Origin of the sequence: Vibrio sp. TH_r3 (assembly GCF_033101115.1) — a bacterium.
GTDB lineage: Bacteria > Pseudomonadota > Gammaproteobacteria > Enterobacterales > Vibrionaceae > Vibrio.
On record NZ_JAWMPW010000035.1, the window covers coordinates 1 to 25,205 of the forward strand.

22 protein-coding genes and 1 riboswitch are annotated in these 25,205 nt (G+C 39.0%); of the genes, 17 read left to right on the forward strand and 5 right to left on the reverse strand.

The window, feature by feature from the left end:
- Window positions 1–468 precede the first annotated feature (468 nt).
- From crcB to thiH, 6 genes are all read left to right on the forward strand, one after another.
- Window positions 469–852, forward strand: coding sequence for a fluoride efflux transporter CrcB (gene crcB / locus R3X26_RS17610; protein ID WP_317718643.1), 384 nt, complete (start codon window positions 469–471; stop codon window positions 850–852).
- Window positions 853–895: 43 nt separating this feature from the next.
- A riboswitch (TPP riboswitch) is annotated at window positions 896–995 on the forward strand.
- Window positions 996–1,164: 169 nt separating this feature from the next.
- The gene (gene thiE, locus R3X26_RS17615; protein ID WP_317718644.1) at window positions 1,165–2,400 is read left to right on the forward strand and encodes a thiamine phosphate synthase; all 1,236 of its coding nucleotides are present in this window, start codon (window positions 1,165–1,167) and stop codon (window positions 2,398–2,400) included.
- Window positions 2,390–3,145, forward strand: coding sequence for a HesA/MoeB/ThiF family protein (locus R3X26_RS17620; RefSeq protein ID WP_317718645.1), 756 nt, complete (start codon window positions 2,390–2,392; stop codon window positions 3,143–3,145). The genes thiE and R3X26_RS17620 overlap by 11 nt, the downstream gene beginning before the upstream one ends.
- Window positions 3,146–3,358 carry a sulfur carrier protein ThiS gene (gene thiS / locus R3X26_RS17625; RefSeq protein WP_317718646.1) on the forward strand — a complete coding sequence of 71 codons (213 nt, stop codon included), beginning with the start codon at window positions 3,146–3,148 and terminating at the stop codon, window positions 3,356–3,358.
- A gap of 4 nt (window positions 3,359–3,362) precedes the next feature.
- Window positions 3,363–4,127, forward strand: coding sequence for a thiazole synthase (locus R3X26_RS17630; protein ID WP_317718647.1), 765 nt, complete (start codon window positions 3,363–3,365; stop codon window positions 4,125–4,127).
- A 7-nt stretch (window positions 4,128–4,134) separates the two neighbouring features.
- A complete protein-coding gene (thiH, locus tag R3X26_RS17635; RefSeq protein WP_317718648.1) occupies window positions 4,135–5,250 on the forward strand; it encodes a 2-iminoacetate synthase ThiH in 1,116 nt (371 codons plus the stop codon).
- Between the two features lie 80 nt (window positions 5,251–5,330).
- On the opposite strand, the gene R3X26_RS17640 is transcribed toward thiH, so the two are convergent.
- Window positions 5,331–7,118: an aminopeptidase P family protein gene (locus R3X26_RS17640; RefSeq protein ID WP_317718649.1), complete on the reverse strand. Its 1,788-nt coding sequence runs from the start codon at window positions 7,116–7,118 to the stop codon at window positions 5,331–5,333.
- 66 nt (window positions 7,119–7,184) lie between these two features.
- The gene (locus tag R3X26_RS17645) at window positions 7,185–8,126 is read right to left on the reverse strand and encodes a LysR substrate-binding domain-containing protein (protein WP_317718650.1); all 942 of its coding nucleotides are present in this window, start codon (window positions 8,124–8,126) and stop codon (window positions 7,185–7,187) included.
- Window positions 8,127–8,227: 101 nt separating this feature from the next.
- Between R3X26_RS17645 and R3X26_RS17650 the strand changes: the two genes are divergently transcribed.
- From R3X26_RS17650 to uvrD, 3 genes are all read left to right on the forward strand, one after another.
- Window positions 8,228–9,412, forward strand: coding sequence for a multidrug effflux MFS transporter (locus tag R3X26_RS17650; RefSeq protein WP_317718651.1), 1,185 nt, complete (start codon window positions 8,228–8,230; stop codon window positions 9,410–9,412).
- 111 nt (window positions 9,413–9,523) lie between these two features.
- The gene (locus R3X26_RS17655; protein WP_317718652.1) at window positions 9,524–9,805 is read left to right on the forward strand and encodes a hypothetical protein; all 282 of its coding nucleotides are present in this window, start codon (window positions 9,524–9,526) and stop codon (window positions 9,803–9,805) included.
- Between the two features lie 343 nt (window positions 9,806–10,148).
- Window positions 10,149–12,323, forward strand: coding sequence for a DNA helicase II (uvrD, locus tag R3X26_RS17660; RefSeq protein WP_317718664.1), 2,175 nt, complete (start codon window positions 10,149–10,151; stop codon window positions 12,321–12,323).
- A 715-nt stretch (window positions 12,324–13,038) separates the two neighbouring features.
- Here uvrD and rarD read toward each other — a convergent pair.
- Window positions 13,039–13,950 (reverse strand): EamA family transporter RarD, encoded by a 912-nt coding sequence (gene rarD, locus R3X26_RS17665; RefSeq protein ID WP_317718653.1) that lies wholly within the window; start codon window positions 13,948–13,950, stop codon window positions 13,039–13,041.
- 171 nt (window positions 13,951–14,121) lie between these two features.
- Here rarD and recQ point away from each other — a divergent pair, with 171 nt between their 5' ends.
- The 3 genes from recQ to R3X26_RS17680 all read left to right on the forward strand — a co-directional run bounded on the left by recQ (window position 14,122) and on the right by R3X26_RS17680 (window position 17,137).
- On the forward strand, window positions 14,122–15,960 hold the full coding sequence (gene recQ, locus R3X26_RS17670; RefSeq protein WP_317718654.1) for an ATP-dependent DNA helicase RecQ: 1,839 nt from the start codon (window positions 14,122–14,124) through the stop codon (window positions 15,958–15,960).
- On the forward strand, window positions 15,950–16,261 hold the full coding sequence (locus tag R3X26_RS17675) for a DUF3630 family protein (RefSeq protein ID WP_317718655.1): 312 nt from the start codon (window positions 15,950–15,952) through the stop codon (window positions 16,259–16,261). The genes recQ and R3X26_RS17675 overlap by 11 nt, the downstream gene beginning before the upstream one ends.
- 204 nt (window positions 16,262–16,465) lie before the next feature.
- Window positions 16,466–17,137 carry a 7-cyano-7-deazaguanine/7-aminomethyl-7-deazaguanine transporter gene (locus R3X26_RS17680; protein WP_317718656.1) on the forward strand — a complete coding sequence of 224 codons (672 nt, stop codon included), beginning with the start codon at window positions 16,466–16,468 and terminating at the stop codon, window positions 17,135–17,137.
- Window positions 17,138–17,250: 113 nt separating this feature from the next.
- Here R3X26_RS17680 and gppA read toward each other — a convergent pair whose 3' ends face one another.
- Together gppA and rhlB are read right to left on the reverse strand one after the other, a co-directional pair.
- Window positions 17,251–18,744 (reverse strand): guanosine-5'-triphosphate,3'-diphosphate diphosphatase, encoded by a 1,494-nt coding sequence (gene gppA, locus R3X26_RS17685; RefSeq protein WP_317718657.1) that lies wholly within the window; start codon window positions 18,742–18,744, stop codon window positions 17,251–17,253.
- Between the two features lie 26 nt (window positions 18,745–18,770).
- The gene (gene rhlB / locus R3X26_RS17690) at window positions 18,771–20,069 is read right to left on the reverse strand and encodes an ATP-dependent RNA helicase RhlB (RefSeq protein ID WP_317718658.1); all 1,299 of its coding nucleotides are present in this window, start codon (window positions 20,067–20,069) and stop codon (window positions 18,771–18,773) included.
- Between the two features lie 113 nt (window positions 20,070–20,182).
- Here rhlB and trxA point away from each other — a divergent pair, with 113 nt between their 5' ends.
- The 5 genes from trxA to fre all read left to right on the forward strand — a co-directional run bounded on the left by trxA (window position 20,183) and on the right by fre (window position 24,609).
- A complete protein-coding gene (trxA, locus tag R3X26_RS17695; protein ID WP_317718659.1) occupies window positions 20,183–20,509 on the forward strand; it encodes a thioredoxin TrxA in 327 nt (108 codons plus the stop codon).
- Window positions 20,510–20,717: 208 nt separating this feature from the next.
- Complete coding sequence (rho, locus tag R3X26_RS17700; RefSeq protein WP_317718660.1) at window positions 20,718–21,977, forward strand: transcription termination factor Rho; 1,260 nt, start codon at window positions 20,718–20,720, stop codon at window positions 21,975–21,977.
- 180 nt (window positions 21,978–22,157) lie between these two features.
- Entirely contained in the window at window positions 22,158–23,624 is a 1,467-nt protein-coding gene (ubiD, locus tag R3X26_RS17705) for a 4-hydroxy-3-polyprenylbenzoate decarboxylase (RefSeq protein ID WP_317718661.1), read from the forward strand.
- A complete protein-coding gene (locus tag R3X26_RS17710; RefSeq protein ID WP_317718662.1) occupies window positions 23,621–23,890 on the forward strand; it encodes a 2Fe-2S iron-sulfur cluster-binding protein in 270 nt (89 codons plus the stop codon). The genes ubiD and R3X26_RS17710 overlap by 4 nt, the downstream gene beginning before the upstream one ends.
- 8 nt (window positions 23,891–23,898) lie before the next feature.
- Window positions 23,899–24,609 (forward strand): NAD(P)H-flavin reductase, encoded by a 711-nt coding sequence (fre, locus tag R3X26_RS17715; protein ID WP_317718663.1) that lies wholly within the window; start codon window positions 23,899–23,901, stop codon window positions 24,607–24,609.
- The last annotated feature ends 596 nt before the right edge of the window (window positions 24,610–25,205 follow it).

The following is a 25,205-nucleotide window of genomic DNA, read 5'->3' on the forward strand; positions in this document are numbered from 1 at the left end:
ATGTTTCGTCCTGGAATGTGGTTATACCAATCTAGAAAATTAACAGGTTAGGTCTATCCATTATCTTTAGCACATCTTCGGGCGTCTTCTAGTCCTTCATTAATAAAGCTTTAAGCTATTTTTTTATGCTGGTTCTACTTACTTTGAGACTGAGTTGGAGAGTGTCGATCTTTGAAATGGTTAAGTGCTAATAGTCTCATCTTCATTTGGACAAGTTTTTGTTGGCTGGTCAGTTTTTAGAAGTTGATATTGTCGAAGTTATCCACTGCAATATTACATTAAATTGGAAAGCTTTAATTAGATCTGATTTTTAGACTGGTGTTATATACTGTTTGTCGATACAGTTAAAGTGACACGTGTAACCTTTTAAAAGTATGTTACTTTATGCTGTGTACTACATGATTATTATTGGTTAATTTTAACTTAAATCTATAGAATGAACTTATCTTAATAAATCATTGGTCAATTATGGGACAGTTTTCTATTTTAGGGTATATCGCGTTAGGAGGAGCGTTTGGTGCGTGTTCTCGTTACTTACTTTCAGAGTTATGTGTTAGCTTACTTGGTCGAGATTTCCCTTATGGTACACTGACTGTTAATGTGCTTGGCTCATTCGCTATGGGGTTATTGATAGCCGCTTTTGAGACTGAAATGCTGTCTCAGGTACCTTGGCGTCAAATCATTGGTTTAGGTTTTTTAGGCGCGTTAACTACATTTTCTACCTTTTCTATGGATAACGTTTTACTGTTACAACAGGGCGCCTTTTTCAAAATGGGCCTCAACGTATTATTAAATGTCTCTTTAAGTATCTTTTTCGCTTGGTTAGGTTTTCAATTACTGGTGAGAGGTTAATCATTTTTAACTATTGCATGCTTTGACTGCTTAATTATAATAGTAGGACTTGTCGGAGTGCCAACTGGCTGAGACCGTGAAAACGGAATCCGTAGAACCTGATTCAGGATAATACCTGCGAAGGAAACAAGCGAAAGCCAATTTTTACCTAAGTCAATTATTTTAACGACTTATGTCCTATTAGTTGCTTTTCCGACAAGGTTTATTTACTTTAAGGAAAAGCAATGTCAAATACTTTATATCATTTTTTATTAGCTATCTATACACCGCAGTTTCTATTACCTCCGCTTACTTCTGAAGAGGTGTAGAAGAATGTATATCCATATTCCTCGAAATTTTCAGCATCTTTTTGATTTGTTGAGTAACAATTTACAAGTAGCCGACTGCGCTCATCCTGTCGATTTGAAATTTGTCGATACTGATATTTTTTCTATTTTCGATGGTCAATCTAAATTCGAATTTGAAGTGCCTAGTAAGTTTGTACGTTTAAAACACGATTGTTTACAACTTTTTTATTATCCAAACAACACTATTAGTCAGGCTTCTGATGTGTGTCAAAATTTAGTAACTATTGGTTTTCCTGACCCTAATAATGAAGGTCATTTTTTTGATCGTTGGTTTGACGATGTCGAACATAAGATCAGCTACAGCTACCAAGTTACTGACAGAGATGATTTTAATCAGAGACACTTATCATGGTTTATCTCACTTATCGTGCTTGGCTATGCGTTGGAAGATGCCATTCTGCTCGCTAATACTATTGTATGTTGTCATGTTTCACGTGAAACATGGTCGAACCATTTAGCGCTTCCTTATGCAACTGTTGATATAAAATCAACAGTCAAAAGTAGTAGGTACCTATCTGATGGGAAAAAAAAGGACTTCAAGTCGCTACACAGTAATAGGATAGGGTTATATCCAGTTGTAGATAACTTGGCATTACTCGAAGAGTTATTAGCTTTAGGCGTCGGAATTATTCAACTACGTATTAAAGATAGTAAATTAAGTATTGCTCAGATTGAAAAACTGATCATTCAATCGATAGAACTGGGCAAATCTTATAATTCGCAAGTATTTATAAATGACTATTGGCAACTAGCGATAAAACATGAGGCCTATGGTGTTCATTTAGGTCAGGAAGATATCTATTATGCCGATTTAAATGCGATACAGTGTGCTGGATTAGCGCTAGGCATTTCTACTCACAGCTATTACGAGATTATGCGAGCGATTGAGGTCTCTCCCTCATATATTGCCTTAGGTCACGTGTTTGCAACGCCGACTAAGGTAATGAAATCGAAACCACAAGGTTTGTGTAAGCTAAGTTCGTATGTGAAACTCATTCAAGCTAAATGTCCCCATATACCGACAGTGGCGATCGGTGGCATTGATAGCCAAAATGCAGATCAAATAATATCTACCGGTGTTGGAGGAGTTGCGGTTGTTAGAGCTGTGTCAGACTGTTCTGACCTTGCCAATACGGTTGGCTATCTATCTTCTTTAACGTATAAAAATAATAGTTATGACGAGGTTAATCATGTTAGATGACTTCGAATTTCTGCGCTATAGCCGACAAATTTCCATCGCTCAAATAGGCCTGGTTGGACAAGAAAAGCTTAAACATTCAAGAGTCTTAGTTGTCGGATGTGGCGGCTTGGGTAATGTCGTCGCCTTATATCTTGCGGCTTCTGGTATCGGTAAACTGGTATTATCAGATGGGGATAAAGTAGAAAGTTCAAATTTGCAACGACAGGTTGCCTACTCTGAGGACCAAATCGGTAACTCAAAAGCTAAAAGCCTGTGTAAAAAAATAGCGTCGCTTAACTCATCTTGTAACGTTGTTGCTATTGATAAAAACCTATCTGGTGAACGGTTACAGTTAGAGACAATGATCAGTGATCTAGTTATTGACTGTACCGACAATTTCAAAACTAGAAAACAAATTAATAATGCGAGTGTCTTACACAGAACACCGTTGGTTTCTGGTTCTGCCATCAATTGGCAAGGGCAGGTTGGGATCTTTAATAATCATAAAGACGCACCTTGCTATGAATGCCTATTTCCTAACACGGAAGATAAACGCGACGAAAACTGTTCTTCGTTGGGAGTCGTTGGCCCTGTTGTAGGTGTGATTGGATCAATGCAAGCTTTACTATCGATTCGATTGCTGACCGCTTTAGATAGTACTACACAGAACGAACTTCACTGTTTTGACGGATTAAATATGAAATGGAATAAGTTTGTGATGCAGCGGAGTGTCGATTGCATTGTATGTATGGATAAGGAGTGTTAAGTGAACCATAACATTGAAGTAGAAGTGAACGGCAAGTTAGTCAACGTTGCCAAAAATATGTCTTTGGCGGAAGTGATTACGATAATGGGTTTAAGCTCAAATGGCTCTGCGGTTGCTGTCGGAACTCGTATTATTGGTAGAAAAGGGCTGGATAGTTACATTGTATCTGAAGGCGAGAAAATATCCGTTTTTCAAGCTATAGCAGGAGGTTAACTATATGCTTACCATTGGTGATAAAAAGTTTGAATCTCGTTTGTTTATTGGCACTGGAAAATACGCCAATAGAGGTGTAATGGAACAGTCAATTATTGCGTCTGGATCTGAGTTAGCTACAATGGCTCTCAAGCGTATCGATATAGACGATCAACAAGATGATATATTAAGTCCCATTTTGTCTGCTAACATCAATTTGTTGCCTAATACGTCTGGTGCTAAGAATGCGAAAGAAGCCGTATTCGCATCCCAATTAACTAGAGAAGCGCTACAAACTAACTGGATAAAATTGGAGATTCACCCCGACCCCAAGTACTTATTACCTGACCCTATAGAAACGCTAAAAGCTGCGGAAGAGCTAGTGAGACTTGGCTTTGTTGTACTGCCTTATTGCCATGCAGATCCAGTTCTGTGTAAGCGCTTAGAAGAAGTGGGCTGCGCAGCAGTAATGCCTTTAGGTGCGCCTATTGGTACAAATAAAGGGCTCGTTACTCATGAATTCATCAAAATTATTGTCGACCAATCAAATATTCCTGTTGTAGTGGATGCTGGTATCGGCGCACCTTCACATGCGGCTTATGCAATGGAAATGGGCGCAGATGCTGTATTGGTCAATACGGCAATCGCGACAGCAACTGATCCGGTTAAAATGGCAATAGCTTTTAAAATGGCTGTAACTTCAGGCCGAACCGCTTACGAATCTGGTTTAGCTTGGCAGTCCCCAAGAGCACTAGCGTCTAGCCCTCTAACCTCTTTTCTTGATGAGTAGGTCTGTTATGAACTTTTACAACCAGTTAGCCTCTATAAATTGGGATGATGCAAAGCTGTCGATATATTCTAAAACTGCTAATGATGTGCGTAAGGCCTTGTTAGCTGAGCAACCTACACTAGAAGATTTTAAAGCACTAATTTCGCCAGCTGCAGAACCGTTTATAGAGCAAATGGCGGTTAAGTCTCAGCAGATCACTAGAACACGCTTTGGTAATACGATGTCGTTGTATATACCATTATACCTTTCAAACCTTTGTGCCAATGTTTGTACATACTGCGGCTTCTCGATGGATAATAGAATTAAGCGAAAGATTCTATCCCTAGAAGAGATCGAAAAGGAGATGGATGTAATTATCGGGATGAAATTTGATAGTGTTTTATTGGTAACCGGTGAGCATGAAACCAAAGTTGGTTTAGAGTATTTTAAGCAAGTTGTTCCACTCATAAAAAAAAGAATTAACTATGTCGCACTTGAGGTGCAACCAATGCAACAACAAGACTACCAACAATTGGTGTCATTAGGTGTGGATGCAGTGATGGTGTACCAAGAAACCTATCATCCATCGACTTACGCTCAGCATCATTTACGTGGTAATAAACGGGATTTTGAGTTTAGAGTGAACACACCCGATAGGTTGGCTAGAGCAGGAGTGAAAAAAATTGGACTCGGTGCTTTGATTGGACTAGATGATTGGAGAGTGGATACTTTCTTGACCGCGTCGCATCTTGATTATATGGAACGTAATTATTGGAAATCCAGCTATTCTATTTCGTTTCCGCGTATACGACCCTGTGAAGGCAGTATCACGCCTAAATCGAATATGAGTGACAAACAACTTGTTCAGATTATCTGCGCCTACAGGTTATTCAATCAGCAAGTAGAATTATCTCTGTCGACTAGAGAATCGCCTAAATTTAGAGATAACGTATTGTCGTTAGGAATAACGAATATGTCTGCGGCATCGAAAACGCAACCAGGAGGGTATGCATCTGAGCAAGAGGAATTGGAACAGTTTGCAATAAGCGATGAACGCGGTGCACAAATAGTGGCTGATTCGATCATGAGGGCAGGTCTATATCCAGTTTGGACTGACTGGGATAAAGTATATTCTGGAAAGTAACAGGGAACGATAGTGTTTCACGTGAAACATGCAGTACATTTTGTACTGCATGTTAAGCCGAGACTGATAAACTGATAAGACTAGCGACTTAAAGGCATAGTCGCTTGTCTTAACCATCCCTTGTCATCTTGTTCCAAGTGAATGTGCAAAGCGTGCCATACTTTTTGGTGATATTGGTTTAGCCAATTTAATTCACTATCAGTAAGTAATGTCACTTCTATATTTCTATAGTCAATAGGACAGAGAGTCAGAGATTCAAACCCCAGTGCTGAAAAATCACCGTTCGTTTTCTTTTCAACCACAAGCTCTAAGTTTTCGATACGAATACCAAAATGGTCAGCACGATAATATCCTGGTTCGTTAGACAGTACCATTCCTGGTAATAACGCAACAGTATTAGGTTTCTTAGAAATACTTTGCGGTCCTTCATGAACACTTAAAAAGTGACCGACACCATGACCAGTACCATGATCGTAATCGTATCCGTTAGACCATAAATGCTGTCTAGCTAAAACGTCCAACTGGCTACCAGTTGTGCCATGCGGGAAGACAGCATTTGCTAGGCTGATATGACCTTTTAAAACTAATGTAAATAAAGTACGCATCTCTAGTGATGGTGTACCTATAGCAACGGTTCTAGTGATATCAGTTGTTCCGTTTAGGTACTGACCGCCAGAGTCGACTAAATACAAGGAGTCGATAGACAGTGCTCCGGGTGCAGATTGATCATTATGATTATAATGACACATTGCTGCGTTAGCACCAGCGGCTGAAATAGTATCAAAACTCAAATCTACTAAGCTAGGTTCTTGCTCTCTAAATGCTTGAAGTTTGTCGGATATTATAGCTTCATTATGTAACCGTTCAGCTGCAACTTCTTCGTCTAACCAACGTAAAAATTTAACCATCGCTATGCCATCTAGAACATGACAGGACTTCATTCCATCGGTCTCGACGTTATTTTTTTGTGCTTTGGGCAATGAGCATGGATCAGGACTTTCTATTACTTCTATCGATGCTGAATCCATTGCCAACTTAAACCATGCATTGCTTGACATAGGGTCAAGTATCACTCTTTTATGGGCTAGTTTATCAATACACTGCTGTAATTGGTCGGGTTGCTTTATTGATACACCGGTACCTGCATGTGCTTCAAACCCGTCGATCTTTCTATTTGAATCTAAAAAGAAGTCTACGGTAGCGTCGGAATAAATAATGGCGTGCGAGAGTAAAACAGGAAGGCGAGATATATCACTTCCTCGGATGTTTAATAGCCAACAAATGGAATCTAGCTTGGTTAAGATCGCAGCGTCAACGTCGTTGCTTGTTAAGTAAGCGCTGATTTGATCTCGTTTATCTTGACATGATTGACCAGAAATACTGTCGTCCATCAAGCGCATTTCACTCAGCTTAGCGATAGGTCGATCTGCCCAAAGTTGATCGATTGGATTTTGTGCAACTGCAGCTAAAGACATATGTTTGTTTAAAAAGCTGGAAGCTGAATTGTACCAATTAGCGGAATGCATTTTAGGATCAAATGCAATTATTGCCGTTCTCGTAAACTGACTGTTGATCCAGCTTAGGTAAGGATCATCAATAAGATGTTTGTATTCGAATATCGAATCGGGAACTTGGTTTTGTACTTGCACAGTATATCGCCCATCAACAAAAATCGCGGCGTTGTTTTGAGTTATAACAGCTACGCCTGCAGAACCGGTAAACCCAGTTGCCCAATGCAAACGTTCATTATGAAGTGGAAGATATTCACTAAGATATTCGTCTTCGTGTGGGACAATTATAGCGTCATAGTTATTTCTAGTCAGCCAAAGACGTAAAGCTTCGATACGTTGTGAAATTGACGTGTGCATTAACACTCCTTGCAGGTGTAATTATAGACTTAGTAAAAGGTTGTTACTTAACGACCATAACAATGTTTATCTTAGGTGTTGGGTTTTGTTGATGATAAGATCTTTTAGCCAAGTTAAGGCTGGATCATCTTCTCTATTTGAATTCCAAAACAGTGTATACGCCATGGGAGGAAACTCAAGTGGCAGAGGCAGTAATACAAGATCATAATGCTCAGCAACAAGTTTAGTAAAATAACTCGGCGCAGTGAAAATATAGTCAGTATAGGTACACAAAGCTGCGGCACTATTAAAGTCTGGTACTGTTATCGCTATATCTCGAGCTAAGCCGTGTTCTGCTAATTTATAATCTAATAACCAACGGTCACTGCCTGCACACCTTACTTGAATATGCCGTGAACGTAAGTAGTGTTGTAGGTCCCAATTTTTATCTAGCGCGGGATGGTTAGGTCTTACGACACACATTTGTTTATCTCGATAAATTTCACGTTCGTTAATGAAGTGTGGAATTGGCATAGTAAGAGCAGCATCAGCGATATCAATATCTCTACCTGTTATACCTATGTCGATTTCTCCCTTTTTTAGTTTTTGGAACGTATTGTCATTCCAGGTGTGGCTATTAATACTCACTGACGGTGCGGATTGGAAAAGGCTAGGCAGGAAGTGGGGGAGGATAAGTGGGTACGCACTTTCAACTAAAGCAAGGTTGAACTTGATTGTAGAAGTTTCTGGTGAAAATAGATCAGGTTGGCTAATCAATTCTAATTGGTGAATGAGTTGGTCTAATTTAGGTTGAAGGGCGAGAGCTCTTGGTGTTGCTTTCAAACCATGCGACGTTCTAACAAACAACGGATCATCAAACTGATTACGAAGTTTTGCTAACGATTTACTTACCGCTGATTGGCTTACACATAAACGGTTTGCTGCTCGAGTAACACTAAGTTCTTGAAACAGCACTTTCAAACAAACTAATAAATTTAAATCTATACGACCGAGTACTTCTAAATTCATATTGCATTCCATCTGGGAATAACTGTAATGATTATAAAGTATTTGTATTCATAACAGTAGAGAATTATTATGCCAAGCCAAAAATAGCCCGAAGAAATATAATGCCGACTAATCACAACTCAACAAAAAACCAAATCGTACTATTAGTACTATTAGTTCTTTTCGCTCCTTTAGCTATCGATATTTATCTCCCTGCTTTGCCGATGATTTCAGATACGTTCCACGTGGAACATTCAATGGCTCAAGATACAGTAACTTGGTTTTTATTCACTATGGGTGTTGGACAGTTATTTGCGGGCCCATTGGCCGATAAGCTAGGTAGAAAAAAAATAGCTTTAGCGGGTATTTTTATATACGGAATCAGTGCACATTTAGCCTGGTTAGCGTCTAGTATTGAATGGTTATTGGCTGCTAGATTATTACAAGGCTTTGGAGCTTGTGCCACATCAGTTGCGGCATTTGCAACAGTAAGAGATATGTTTGGAGCATACAAAAGCGGCAGAATGATTAGTTACCTAAATGGTGCAATTTGTTTTGTTCCAGCCTTAGCTCCTATTCTTGGTAGTTACCTTACTCAGCATTTTGGTTGGAGAAGTAATTTTTCTTTTATGACCGTTTTTTCAATTGTTATCGGCATAGTGTTATTCTTTGCGATGAAAGAAACCAATCCTGAACAGGAAAAAACCAATGTATTTAAATTGTCTCGGTATGGAGCAGTGATTTCAAACCAAAATTTCATTTATCATGCTTCACTTTGTATGCTCGCCATGTCTGTAATTTTAGCTTACGTCACTAATGCACCCATTGTTCTAATGGATCAAATGGGCTTGAGTATGGATAGGTTCACGTTTTGGTTTGCACTAAATGCAGCAATAAATATTGCGGCGGCTTTGTTAGCACCGAAATTAATGGATAAAGGCACACATAAAGCTCTGATTATCGGAATAGTTACCATGATTATTGGTGGAGGGTTGATGGTTATTTTACCCAGTGATCAATATGCATGGGCATTTATGATGCCAATTTTTCTTTCTTCAATAGGGTTTGCCTTGGTATTAGGGACTGCAGCAGGTAAGGCTTTATCACCGTTTGGGGACAAAGCGGGTACGGCTGCCGCGTTGTTGGGACTATTCCAAATGAGCGGAGCTGGTTTAGTTGTTGGTACAGTGCATAGGCTAGACCTTTCTGCTCAGTCCACTATTTCGTTACAAATGTTTCTCATGTTACCTAGTTTATTGGTTTTACTGACGAGAAAAGGTAAAAAATGGCATGAGGTATATAGCTAAACTATTTTGCTTAATTAATAGAATGATAGTTTTCCAACCACATATTAAGGTGTATATTTAACGATGTGCGGTAAATATCTAATTAACTAACTTTGGAAATATATATCCCTAATGTCACTAACGACTTATGAATTAGCTCGTGTATTAGAGCAATTAGAAGAATCCCCAGAAAAAGTAATGTTTGGTAAATTGCTTACTGAATTGGGCAATCAAAGTGAAGAACGTATCCGTAGTGCTGCGAAACAAGTGCCAATTAGTACTTTGAGGGACATAGTGTTCCAATTTCAGACAGTTATTGAGTCTCGAAAAAGCGAACAAGTAGAGCAAATGGCAAAAAAGTTGGCTGAACAGGGTATATCTGCGGAAGAACTAAAAGAGTACCTAAGTAAGTAAAAAATCTGCTTATCTATTTATAGTGTTTATCAAAATTTAATATTTTAAATTGTAAGTTGAATTGATTTTTTCTTTTGCTCATTGAGCAATAAAAATAATTGCTCTTGGTATAACATTCAAAATTAAAAATACTATTATGTAAAAAGAGCAATCTTTATAGCTATTTTGCTTACGTTTTTACTTATAACCATTCTGTTTTATCAACTGATCTCATCAAACGCTGCTGCATTCAAATTATGACGTTAATTCAGAAATTTATTGCTATGAACAGCGATATAAAAGACGTTTAATGTATAATCCGTACAATATGTATAAATACACAGTAATTTTTAATTGGGACTAAATAATGGACGCTTCACTACTACTTGATGGTCTAAATGATAAGCAAAGACAAGCTGTTGGTGCTCCTTTAGAAAATATGCTGATTTTAGCTGGAGCAGGTAGTGGTAAAACTCGGGTACTTGTCCACCGTATCGCCTGGTTATTATCGGTAGAAAATGCATCACCTTTTTCTATAATGTCGGTTACGTTTACTAACAAAGCGGCAGCTGAAATGCGTGGGCGTATTGAAGACCTCACTAAGGGCAGTGCTTCAGGAATGTGGAATGGAACATTTCATGGAATTTGTCATCGGATACTTCGTGCGCACTATTTAGATGCCGATTTACCACAAGACTTCCAAATTTTAGATTCAGAAGATCAACAGCGTTTGCTTCGTCGTTTGATTAAAGCGCAAAACTTAGACGAAAAGCAATGGCCAGCTAGGCAAGCAGCGTGGTGGATTAATGGTAAAAAAGATGAAGGGTTAAGACCAAAACACATTGATGCTTACCAAGACCCAATAACTCAAACGTGGCTACAAGTTTATTCTGCTTATCAAGAAGCATGTGATAGAGCTGGGCTAGTTGACTTTGCAGAAATTTTACTTCGTGCAACCGAACTACTCAGAGACAAAACTTTTATAAGAGAGCACTATCAAGCCCGTTTTTCACATATTTTGGTGGATGAGTTTCAAGACACTAATAATATTCAGTACGCATGGCTAAGGTTGATGGCAGGTAAAACAAGTCATGTGATGATTGTAGGTGATGATGACCAATCTATTTATGGTTGGCGTGGTGCAAAGATAGAAAATATCCATAAATTTACGGAAGAATTTCCAAGCGTGACCACTATTCGCTTAGAACAAAATTATCGATCAACCAAAACCATATTAAAGGCTGCTAATGAGCTGATCGGAAATAATACAGAGCGAATGGGTAAAGAGTTATGGACCGATGGAAGTGAGGGTGAACAAATTTCTGTTTATTCTGCCTATAACGAATTAGATGAAGCAAGGTTTGCTGTTAGCAAAATTAAAGAGTGGCAAGAGCATGGCGGGGCACTCACCGATTGTGCAATGTTATACAGGAATAATGCACAATCACGAGTTTTAGAAGAGGCATTAATTCAAGCACGATTGCCATATCGTATTTATGGCGGGATGCGCTTTTTTGAACGCCAGGAAATTAAAGATGCGCTAAGTTATATGCGATTGATGGCGAACCGTCGAGATGATGCTGCATTTGAACGGGTCGTAAATACCCCAACCCGAGGGTTAGGTGATAAAACATTAGAAACAATCCGTCTTGCTGCGCGAGAACGTGGTGCGACAATGTGGCAAGCGAGTGTCGCGTTACTTGAAGAAAGAGTGTTTGCGGGAAGAGCCGCTGGAGCGTTAGGTCGATTTATCGAATTGATCAATGCATTAGAAGATGACACGTCTGAGCTTCCATTACATCAACAAACTGACCATGTGATTAAGTCTTCTGGCCTATTTGCTATGTATGAGCAAGAAAAAGGTGAAAAATCACAAGCACGTATAGAAAACTTGGAAGAGCTTGTTACCGCAACAAGGCAATTTGAAAAGCCTGAAGAAGCTGATGATATGACTTTGCTCTCTGCATTTTTGTCTCATGCTGCATTAGAAGCAGGAGAAGGGCAAGCAGATGAATTTGATGATGCGGTGCAGTTAATGACATTACACAGTGCCAAGGGCTTAGAGTTTCCTTTGGTGTTTATGGTTGGTGTGGAAGAAGGGATGTTTCCAAGCCAAATGTCAGCAGAAGATGCGAGTCGTTTAGAAGAAGAACGACGTCTCTGTTATGTGGGTATGACTAGAGCAAAAGAAAAGCTTTATATCACTTATGCAGAAATGCGACGTGTATACGGACAAGATAAATACCATAAGCCATCAAGATTTATTAAAGAGCTTCCTGAAAACTGTTTGGACGAAGTGAGAATGAAAGCTCAAGTGAGTCGTTCTGCAACTCATGGCCGCTTTAGTCAAACAGTAGTAAAGGAAAACTTCAATGAAACCGGCTTTAGTTTAGGTCAACGAGTTAAGCATCCTAAATTTGGCGAGGGTACTATTATTAATTTTGAAGGAAGTGGGCCACAGAGTAGAGTGCAAGTTGCTTTTAATGGTGAAGGTATTAAGTGGTTGGTCACACAGTATGCCAAATTGGAAAAAGTGTAGAATGGAATGATAAAAGTAATACTCTAGATAAAAAGAAAACCCCGATACCTAGGTATCGGGGTTATAGTCTTACTTGCAGCAATCCAGCTACTAAATGTGCTCCATGCATCAAATCCTTGATAGTGTGCTGTATTCCTTCAGCGCATTTCCTTTCATCGCCTTCCTAGCGGTGTCCTTGATCTTATCCTGATCTGCTAACAATCCTCGTCAGCGTCCGTCACTTGATCCTTGAGCGGTGTCCCTTACATCTTCCTGATGTTCAATCCTTGCCTCTTCCTGAGGTGTCCTTTGCCTTTCCCTAGTAGTAACCATCCTAGTTACTATTGAGTCCATTCAAAGTCCTATTTGCTGTCCGTGCAGATTATTAATCCTAAATAACCATCCCTTCATCCTGAAGGCACCAAGTCCTTGGCTAATTAAACTAAATGTTAGAATCCTTCCAACGGAGAAAATCATAGCAACTACAGTTATATCATCAAGAGTTTCAAAAATAAGATCATACAAATAGCCAATACAAATTATTATGAATTTAACATCAATGCCCATTTTAAAAGGGCTTGATACTAAAATCTTCATACTATTTTGTTAAAAATAGACGGGATGTCTTACGTTTCTGTAAGATATCTCTTACAAGTATATAATCTTATGTCCCAGTGAAATATAGTAAGATAAGTCCAATCACTCAGCAATTAGTCATCACTGGCATAGCATAGCATTATGTTTTTTTTTGCTTTCTTTTTTGATTAGCAAACTTAAGCCCATCAAAACTAAACACGATAAGTGCACCCCAAATAAACGCGAAAGTAATTGCCTTGTCTGCGGTAAATGGTTCGTTATAAATGAATACCGCTAATAAAAACATTAAGCTAGGTCCGATATATTGAAAAAAGCCTAATGTAGAAAGCATGATTCTTGTTGCTGCACCGTTGAAACAAAGTAACGGCAGAGTGGTAACAATACCTGCTGATATTAATAATAAGGTTAGCTTTATATCGTTATCTAATAGATGAGATGTGGCACTGTCCGCAATCAAGAATAGATAAATAAGTGCAGCAGGGAGAATAATCATAGTTTCAATGAAAAGTCCTGTTTGTGCATCTAAATTAATTTTTTTCCGAAGTAAGCCATAGCAACCAAAGCTCGTTGCTAAAGCAAGAGCAACTACGGGAATTCTACCAAAAGCAATAATCTGAATAGCGACGCCAATAAAGGCGAGTAAAACAGCAAACCATTGTAATTTTCTCAATCGCTCACCAAGAAACAACATACCCAGAACAACATTGAATAAGGGATTAATATAGTAGCCAAGGCTTGCATCTATCATGTGATTAGCATTAACTGCCCAAATAAATATCAACCAGTTAGTGCCAACAAGTACGGATGTTAAGGTTAGAAAAAGCATGTTTTTCTTATTTTTTAACACCTGTCTAACTGTTTTCCATCGTCTGCTAAAGTGGAGTAAAAAAGCCAAAAAAACAAATGACCAAATAACTCGGTGACTGAGTATTTCTAGCGCAGAAACTTCAGTAATGGATTTAAAATAGATTGGTGCGATACCCCACATGGTATAAGCCGCTATCGCGAGTAGAACACCTTGTTTTGACCTAGCCTGTTGTTCGAGTGTCATTATCTTCTAACTTATTTATGATTTTTAATAGGACGACAAGTATAAAAGGCAGATCACATATTAACCTAATAATTTGATGTTTTATTCCCAGTTAAACCCCATTACAATGTCCCATCACCGTAAAGGTAGAATAACTTCAATGAACATTCGGTATTAATTATTAGGACACTAATGACTTCCAACCTCTTAGAGCAGCAAATTGAAACGGATAGAAATGAGGCAGAATCAATACTTAATGATGTTTTCGGTTATCAACAGTACCGGGATGGCCAAGAGGAAGTCATTAATGCCGCTCTAAACAATAAAGATAGTCTGGTCATTATGCCAACGGGAGGTGGCAAATCTCTTTGTTATCAAATTCCCGCGCTCGTTAAAGACGGGCTTAGCGTTGTTATTTCTCCTCTTATTTCTTTGATGAAAGACCAGGTTGACCAATTAAAAGCAAATGGTGTTTCAGCAGAGTGCATTAATTCATCCATGCCGAGAGAAGATTTAATATCAGTGTATAACCGGATGAATAGTGGTAACTTAAAATTACTGTATGTTTCTCCTGAACGTGCTCTTACTCAAGATTTTATTGAACGACTCTCTTGGGTTAAAATTTCTATGGTTGCGGTGGATGAAGCTCATTGTATTTCGCAATGGGGCCATGATTTTAGGCCGGAATATGCTGCGTTAGGCCAACTCAAACTCCATTTACCTAATATTCCCTTTATGGCGTTAACCGCTACAGCAGATGATGCTACCCGCAAAGACATTCTTTCTCGTTTGCATATAGATCAAGCTGTCACTTATCTTGGCAGTTTTGATCGACCAAATATCCGTTATAACCTCGTAGAAAAGCACAAACCGGTATCTCAAGTTGTTCGTTTTCTTACTACACAAAAAGGTCAGTGCGGTATTATTTATTGCGGTAGCCGAAAGAAAGTAGAAATGTTGACAGAAAAACTCTGTAATAACCACATTAGAGCAGCGAGTTATCATGCTGGCCTTGATTCCGATGAACGTGCCTATGTACAAGAAGCGTTTCAACGTGATGATATTCAAATAGTCGTGGCGACGGTTGCATTTGGTATGGGTATCAACAAACCCAATGTCCGATTTGTGCTGCATTTTGATATTCCGCGGAATATAGAGTCGTACTATCAAGAAACCGGTCGAGCAGGTCGAGACGGGTTACCAGCAGAAGCTATGATGTTATTTGATCCTGCTGACATGGGGTGGTTGAGAAAAATCTTAGAAGAAAAACCAGAAGGTGAACAGAAGCGGGTAGAAACTCACAAGTTAAATGCAATGAGCGCTTTTGCGGAAGCTCAAACTTGTCGGCGACAAGTATTGTTGAATTATTTTGGTGAATATAGACATGAACCTTGCGGTAACTGCGATATCTGTTTGGACCCTCCTCAACATTTTGATGCAACAGAAGCCGCCAGAAAAGCGTTGTCTTGCGTATATCGTGTGAAACAAGGTTTTGGCATGGGCTATGTCGTTGAAGTGCTACGAGGTATGCAAAATATACGAGTGAGAGAAAATGGTCACGATCAATTATCTACCTATGGTATCGGCCGAGAACATAGCCATGATTATTGGATCAGTATTATGCGTCAATTGGTACATAAAGGGATGTTATTACAAAATATTACTCGAAATTCTACATTGCAATTAACCGAAGAGGCTAGGCCGCTATTACGTGGTGAACGAACTATTCAATTAGCAGTTCCTAGATTAGATACCGCAGTTAGGGCAGCTAAATCTAATAAATTAACCAATAAAAATTACGATAAAAAATTGTTCGTAAAATTACGCAAACTGCGAAAATCGATTGCCGATGAAGCTGGTTTGCCTCCTTATGTGGTTTTTAGTGACGCAACCTTAATAGATATGGCTGAAATGTTACCTTGTTCTTATGGTGAGATGTTAGCCGTAAATGGTGTGGGACAAGTTAAATTAGATCGATATGCCGATGCGTTTTTAGATCTGATTCAGGAGCATATCACCCATGAGAAATGAGCACTATTGGGGATTAGTCGACTATTGCGAAAGCGAATCACGCTTAATATTGTCATCTCCTCGATTTGATGTAGATAGTTTTCCATCGCTTGGTGAAACATTGGTTCAGTTGTTATCTGCGCATGTGAAAGAAAAACAATTTGATGCCGATTTACACTCTTGGCTTATTGATTTTGAAGGCAGCTTATTGTTTCTTAGAGCTGAACATTATTCCGAATCTATTTGGCTTGAAGCATTAGACAAAAATGACAGCAAAGAAGTGATGACGTATTTAGCGAAATTATTTGCTAAAGGTTTCTAGTCCATTGTTTTAATATAAGACCTCACGTTAATTTATAGGCTGAAGTGAATGTAATCGTTTGCTATGATTTTATCCTCTTGCGGCTCTTAACTATTACTGTATAATCGCCGCCCGCTCATACGAGTATTTTATTTAACTGCTGTAAAGAAGACATGTCGTCTACTTGGGTTCCCTCAACCCCAAGCAAAACTAAAAAGGTATAAAATGAATAATTTTACCCCAGTACAAATGCGTAAAGCACTATCAATTCTTATCCTGTTCCATCTGGTTATCATTGCATCAAGTAACTATTTGGTACAACTGCCATTTACTATTTTTGGCTTACATACGACGTGGGGAGCTTTCACATTCCCATTCATATTTTTAGCAACTGACTTAACGGTACGTGTTTTTGGCGCACAGCTTGCGAGAAAAATTATCTTCTTGGTTATGCTGCCAGCTCTTATTGTGTCCTACGTTTTATCAGTGGTTTTCTTTGAAGGGCAATTTCAAGGTTTTGGACCATTAACCGAGTTTAACTTGTTTGTTGCTCGTATTGCTGTTGCTAGTTTTATGGCGTATATATTAGGGCAGATCTTAGACGTACATGTATTTAATCGCTTGCGTCAACTTAAGCAGTGGTGGATAGCTCCTACTTGTTCAACCTTAATTGGTAACGCATTAGATACATTAGCTTTTTTTGCCATAGCATTCTACCAAAGTCCTGATGCATTTATGGCGCAACATTGGCAAGAAATCGCACTAGTAGATTATGGTTTTAAATTGGTAATTAGTTTAGGGCTGTTTGTTCCAATGTATGGCGTTGTGCTCAACTATTTAGTAAAAAGACTCACTACGGTTAACCCTAAGTTAAAGGTTACTGGCGTTAATGCATAGAATAGAGATCAAAACAGGCAACTGCTGCTTATACTAGAACAGAGTGTTGCCTATTTTTTTCTAAGTTATGGGTTTAAGACTATTTTTAAACTATCTGCTTTAAACGCACGGGATTAACTCGCTTTAATAATTAACGGCCAGCCAATATCAGATTGTCGATTGGATTCTATTTCTAGTTCAGCGTTGGTTAATGGGTTTGATTCTAACCATTCTTTATTGATGGTAATAATTAAAGTGTCTTGCTCGGATTCTATAATGAACTGAGGTTCTAGTTCGGTATTACGTCTATGGGTTAATATAACTGCTATTCTTAATAGCCGAAGTAAGCGCTTACCACTTTTTTCGGACAAAGCATGTTGCTCTGGTAATGAAGATAGAGGGTCTTTGTACCGGCGAGCCACTTCACCTATATAGAACTTCTGTGCGTGAGTGAAGCCAGGAAGATCCAGATTTTGCAAAAGATAAGCACTGTGTTGGCCCCCTTTTTTAAAATCAATGGTTAATCCAATTTCATGTAACTTAGACACAGTTTCAAGTAACACTGGAGCTTGAGGTTCTGGTAACCATTCTGTGCCACCGCATTGTCGTAGTAAAGATGATGTGGTGTTATGCACTTGCTCGCCGTACTGCTTATCAATTTGATAGCGTGATTGTACGCTATTAATCGTGCGAGCCCGAACGTCATGTTGCTGCATCTCTGCCATCATCTCATATACCATACCTTCTCTAAGCGCACCGCCAGCAAGAGTCATGGTTTCTATGTTTAGAAGTTCAAATATTGCGATCAAAATAGACAGCCCACTCGGAAAGACCAATGCCCTTTCTAAGGTTAAACCGTCGATTTCTAATTCTTCTAAATGATCAGACTGCATCGCTTGTTTTTGCAGGCGCTTTAGTTTGGAGTGAGTAATCACTTCATCCATACCCTGAGCTAACATTATTTCTTGTAGGGCTTGAACAGTACCGCTGGCTCCAACACAAATATTCCAACCTAGGTCAGAGTATTGTTTAAGAAGAGGTTGTAATGTTAACTTGGCAGCACCAATAGCATTATCAAAGTTATATGTATTGAGTTGGCGATCTTTAAAGTGTTTTTCAAGCCATGTAACACAGCCCATTTTTACACTTGTTAATGCTTTTGCTTCAAAGCCTTCTCCGATAATGAGTTCGGTGCTTGCACCACCAATATCGACAACAAGTCGTCTTCCTAAACCACCGGATGTATGTGCTACACCTTTGTAAATTGTCGCCGCCTCATCTTCACCAGAAATCACATTAATATCATAACCGAGAAGAGTATTAGCTTGCTTAAGAAAAATATCTACATTAGTTGCCGTTCTTAGAGTCGCTGTGCCGACAATGCGAATATTTTCTTTAGGGATATCTTGGAGCCTTTCAGCAAATAGCTTCAAACAGTCCCAACCTCGCTGCATCGCTTCTGGGCTCAAGGCATTATTCTGATCCAACCCAGCAGCTAAGCGGACTTTGCGCTTGATTTTTGCCATGGTCTGAACACTACCATTAACATTGCGTACAACCAGCATATGAAAGCTATTTGAGCCTAAATCGATGGCCGCATAAAGCGGAGATGAAACTGTTTGGTCCATATTTACTTTTGCTATCCCTTGTCTAATTAGTTACGAGGTTGACGTGCACGGTAATTACTGCGCTTGTTATTACGATTACCATTACGTGGTCCACCAGACTGTCTGCGGTTATTACTTGTTCTGTTTTGAGAACGAAGCGGTGGAGGGAAATCTTCTATTAAGGCCGTTGGGTCGTAATCCGAAACGGGTATCGTATGTTCGATATACTCTTCTATCGCCGTTAAATTAATGGCGTAGTCTTCGCAAGCAAAACTAATTGATGACCCACTTTCTCCAGCGCGACCTGTTCGGCCAATGCGGTGAACGTAATCTTCGCTATCATCTGGTAAATCATAATTAAACACATGAGTCACTTGTGGAATATGTAATCCACGAGCGGCCACATCTGTCGCGACTAAAATATCCAATTCACCTTTAGTAAATTGCTCTAAAATGCGTTCACGTTTCTTCTGTGGAACATCTCCGGTTAACAAACCAACACGGTGACCATCGGCAGCTAAATGACCCCAAACTGAATCACACTTGTATTTTGTGTTGGCAAAAATTATCGCACGGTCAGGCCATTCTTCTTCAATGATCGTCTGAAGAAGTGACATCTTGTGTTCATTTGACGGATAAAAGAGTTCTTCTTTAATACGGTGACCCGTTTTCTGAGTCGGCTCAACCACAACATGCTCTGGGTTGTGCATGTGCTCAAAAGCAAGTTCTTGAACTCGGTATGAAAGCGTAGCAGAAAATAGCATATTGAGACGTTCGTTTGGCTCAGGCATACGACGGAAAAGAAAACGAATATCTTTAATAAAACCTAAATCAAACATTCTATCGGCTTCATCAAGAACAACCGCTTGAATATGATTCAAGTTAAAGACTTTTTGTTTATAGAAATCGATGATTCGACCGGTAGTACCGATAAGAATGTCGACTCCTTTTTCTAATTTTTTGACTTGCTTATCATAACTTTCACCACCGTAGGCAAGTCCTGCAGTGATACCTGTCGATTCAATTAAGGTTTCGGCATCGTTATAGATTTGAATCGCAAGTTCACGCGTTGGAGCCATTATAATAGCGCGCGGTTGATTGGGTTTTCTACCTTCCTGTTCTGGTGTTGTTAGTAAATGATTAAAAGTAGCAGTAAGAAACGCTAAGGTTTTACCAGTCCCTGTTTGGGCCTGGCCTGCAATGTCTTGGCCGGTGAGCAGTACCGGCAACGCCAAGGCTTGGATAGGGGTACAATATTCGAACCCTTTTTTATCTAATCCTTCAATGACTTGCGGTAATAAACCGAAGTCGGCGAACTTTTGCTCTGTGATATGTGTCTTTGTCATAGGTAATAGAATATCAGTTAAGGGTTGCATTACGGAAGTAAATACATTCCAATAGGGAATCTATTTTCTGGTTATCATCCAACCAGTAGCATATAAACACATTGGAGTGGAAGATGAGTGATAAATTTTTGCAGCTATCAGATGAAAGTTTTGAAAACGATGTAATCAAAGCTGCAGGCCCTGTATTAGTCGATTTTTGGGCAGAATGGTGCGGACCTTGTAAAATGATTGCACCTATTCTAGATGAGATCGCGGAAGAATACGAAGGTAAACTCACTATTGGTAAACTAAATATTGACCAAAACGCGGGTACACCGCCTAAATTTGGCATTCGTGGTATTCCAACATTGCTTCTCTTTAAAGATGGTAGTGTGGCAGCAACGAAAGTTGGTGCACTTTCTAAATCTCAATTAAAAGAGTTTTTAGATGCAAACCTGTAAAATGGGTTGTATATGAGCAAGAAGCCGTGCATTTTGCAATAAATGCACGGTTTTGTTCTTTGTAAAACTAGACTACACTTTTATTTAATGTTAGTTTATCGCACGATAAATAAACAAATGTTCATTTCTTGGTCGCTCCTTAGGCCGAAAAAACCATAACTAACAAACAGATCCTATTTTGACTACAAAAGCTAAAGCATCCACTACTATGAATCTGACTGAACTGAAGAACAGGCCTGTATCTGAGCTTGTGAAACTTGGCGAAAGCCTCGGTCTGGAAAACCTTGCACGTCTACGTAAACAAGACATTATTTTCTCTACTCTTAAGGCTCACGCGAAAAGCGGTGAAGATATTTTTGGAGATGGTGTACTAGAAATCCTTCAAGACGGTTTTGGATTTTTACGTAGTGCAGATAGTTCCTATCTTGCGGGACCAGACGATATTTACGTGTCCCCAAGCCAAATACGCCGATTTAATTTACGTACTGGTGATTCGATCGCCGGTAAAATTCGTCCTCCTAAAGACGGCGAGCGTTATTTTGCTTTGTTGAAAGTTAATACTGTTAACCATGACAAACCAGATAATGCACGCAATAAAATACTTTTTGAAAACTTAACTCCATTGCATGCGAATGAACGTATGATGATGGAGCGTGGTAATGGTTCTACCGAAGATATTACTGCCCGTATTTTGGATTTGGCCTCACCTATTGGTAAAGGTCAACGTGGTTTGATTGTTGCTCCGCCAAAAGCCGGTAAAACAATGCTACTGCAAAACATTGCTCAAAGTATCGCTTACAATCACCCTGAGTGTGAACTGATGGTTTTACTGATAGATGAGCGTCCAGAGGAAGTAACGGAAATGCAACGCCTTGTTAAAGGTGAAGTTGTGGCGTCGACGTTTGATGAGCCTGCGTCTCGTCATGTTCAAGTTGCAGATATGGTAATAGAGAAAGCCAAACGTCTTGTTGAGCATAAAAAAGATGTGGTTATTCTGCTTGATTCAATTACTCGTCTTGCTCGTGCATACAACACAGTTGTTCCTTCATCAGGAAAAGTGTTAACCGGTGGTGTTGATGCTAATGCATTGCATCGTCCAAAACGATTCTTCGGTGCGGCACGTAATGTTGAAGAAGGTGGTAGTTTAACGATTATTGCCACAGCACTGGTTGATACCGGTTCGAAAATGGATGAAGTAATCTACGAAGAGTTTAAAGGTACAGGTAATATGGAATTACACCTTAACCGCAAAATTGCGGAAAAACGTGTCTTCCCTGCCATTGACTTTAAACGTTCTGGAACTCGTCGCGAAGAATTGCTCACAAAATCCGATGAACTGCAGAAAATGTGGATTTTGCGTAAAATTGTCCACCCAATGGGTGAGACAGACGCAATGGAATTTCTAATCGATAAGTTAGCAATGACTAAAACAAATAATGAGTTTTTTGACGCAATGCGTCGACAATAACGTTAACGACCTTTTAGTTTCTTAAACGCCATTCATATTTTGTATGAATGGCGTTTTTTTTAATGTAGATAAAAATTGGCTTTCGTACAATCTTCGGATGAATACTAACTAAAAGTCGGTTTCGTTATTATTTTGTTATAAAATGAGCTTAATTCTAATAATCGAACGGTAACATGAGTAATGAGTATCAAGGATTTACGTGACTTTATTTCCCTTTTAGAAGAAAAAGGATTGCTTAAACGTATTACTCATCCAATTGATCCACAATTTGAGATGACCGAAATTAGCGATCGTACTCTACGAGCTGGTGGCCCGGCACTATTATTTGAAAACCCTATCGGTTATGACATACCAGTGTTAACCAATTTGTTTGGTACAGCCGAACGGGTTGCTTTAGGCATGGGTAGAGCTGATGTATCAGAACTAAGGGAAGTTGGAAAACTATTAGCGTATTTAAAAGAACCTGAGCCACCTAAGGGCTTTAAAGATGCTATTGATAAAATCCCGGTATTTAAGCAAGTCTTAAATATGCCCACTAAAAGATTAAAAAAAGCGGCTTGTCAGAAAATAATTTGGCAAGGTGACGAAGTTGATTTAGATAAAATTCCCGTGATGAGTTGTTGGGCTGAAGATGTTGCTCCTCTTTTGACTTGGGGATTAACAGTAACCAAAGGTCCTAATCAGAAACGACAAAATTTGGGTATTTATCGTCAACAAAAATTGTCTAAAAACAAAGTGATTATGCGTTGGTTAGCCCATCGTGGTGGAGCGCTTGATTTACAAGACTGGATAGAAAGTCATCCTGATGAACCTTTCCCTGTATCGGTCGCTTTTGGTGCAGATCCTGCGACAATTTTAGGTGCAGTGACCCCAGTCCCAGACACACTGTCTGAATATGGTTTTGCTGGATTGCTTAGAGGCAGTAAAACTGAAGTAGTAAAATCTATCAGTAACGACTTAGAAGTTCCAGCGAGTGCAGAAATCGTGTTAGAAGGGTATATCGATCCGAATGAATATGCGGATGAAGGACCTTATGGAGATCATACAGGATACTATAACGAGGTTGAGCAACATCGAGTATTTACTATTACTCACATCACAATGAGAGAAAAACCAATTTATCACAGTACCTATACAGGAAGACCACCAGATGAACCGGCAATATTAGGTGTCGCTCTTAATGAAGTCTTTGTGCCTATACTGCAAAAGCAGTTTCCTGAAATTGTCGATTTTTATCTTCCTCCTGAAGGTTGCTCTTATAGAATGGCCGTTGTCACTATGAAAAAGCAATATCCTGGACATGCAAAACGAGTCATGATGGGTGTGTGGTCATTTTTAAGACAATTTATGTATACTAAGTTTGTTATTGTCTGTGATGATGATGTAAATGCACGTGATTGGAATGATGTTATTTGGGCAATAACCACGAGAATGGATCCTGCTCGTGATTCGGTTATGATCAGTAATACCCCCATTGACTCATTAGATTTTGCCTCACCAGTTGTTGGTTTAGGTTCGAAAATGGGGCTTGATGCGACCAATAAATGGCAAGGTGAAACAGAGAGAGAGTGGGGCCGTCCGATAAAGAAAGATCCTGAAGTAGTGAAAAAAATTGATGCCATTTGGGATGAACTTGGTATTTTATGATTTATAAAGTCACTATGCTCCCTAGTGGTCTCCAATTTGATGTACCAGCAGGACAAACGATATTAGAAGCCGCGCTCAACAATAATATAAGCTTCCCTTATCGATGTCAGGTTGGTGCCTGCGCCATGTGTATGTGCCGGAAATTGGAAGGAAACATATCCTACCATTTAGAGCCTATGTTGACCGAAAAAGAGCAGTTAAGAGGCTGGATGTTTGCCTGCCAGGCTTATGCTGAAAGTAATTTAAAACTTACCTTTGAAGAGTAAGAGGGAATATGACTATCCGTTGTAAAGTAAAGTCCATCGAGCCACTGGCTTGTAATACATTTAAAATATTGCTCCACCCAGATACACCTATTGAATTTAAAGCGGGCCAGTATTTGATGGTAGTAATGGGTGAAAAAGATAAACGTCCATTCTCAATGGCTAATAGTCCATGCCGACATAATGGTGAGTTGGAACTGCATATTGGTGCTGCAGAACACAATCTATATGCTTCCGAAGTAGTAGATAAGATGAAGTTCGCTTTGGCAAATGATGAATTAATAGAAATTGATGCACCACATGGGAATGCTTGGTTACAACAAAGCGAGCGTCCAATATTATTAATTGCAGGTGGAACGGGTTTTAGTTATGTACGTTCTATTTTAGATCATTGCGTCAGTCAAAATAATCAAAACCCCATTTATCTCTATTGGGGAGCAAGAACAGACGGTTTGCTTTATGCTTTTGACGAAATGACCAGTATTGCTAATCAATTTGATAATATTCATTTTATACCAGTAGTAGAAACGGCACCTAATGTCTGGAATGGAAAAGTTGGTAATGTTTTGTCGGCGGTGAAAACAGATTTCGAGACATTGCAACATTTTGATATTTATATTGCTGGTCGTTTTGAAATGGCCGGTGCAGCAAGAGAGCAATTTAGCCTAGAAAAAAATGCTAATAGAGAACGTATGTTTGCAGATGCTTTTGCATTTATCTAATTATGTTAAGTAAAGGTTATAAAATCGACTTTTTGTAACCTTGTTTTATTACTTTTGATGGCAAAAACAGCAATCAAATAAAAAAATTAAATTATTTTAGAAAAGGACTTGCGTCACATATAAATCTGCCTATAATGCGCAACTCCTAACGACGAGGCCTTATTTAAAAAGGTTTCGTAGAAAAAAGGAAAAATAGGTCTTAGAAAAATAATTCTAAAAAAGTGTTTGACACGAAGAGTTATATCGCTAAAATGACCGCCCGCTTTAAAGGTAAAAGCAAAATGCTTAAATGTGTTTGTTTTTCCAAGTTAAGCAACGCTCTTTAACAATTTAAACCTATATCAATCTGTGTGGGCACTTGTTGATTGTAATCGACACGATTTTGTATCTTAGGGTACACAATCACAACGGTATCAATGAACAACGTGACCTAATTTGATGACGGGTACGTTAGCTTTTAAGTTAAGGCATCTTAAGTATCGAACACAGTTATTTAACTATCATTCTGTTGGAGTGATAGGAACTTTAAATACCATTTACGACTTGGTTTTTATCAAGCCGTAAAGGCAATTTGAAGTCAGTATTCATTGAGACCT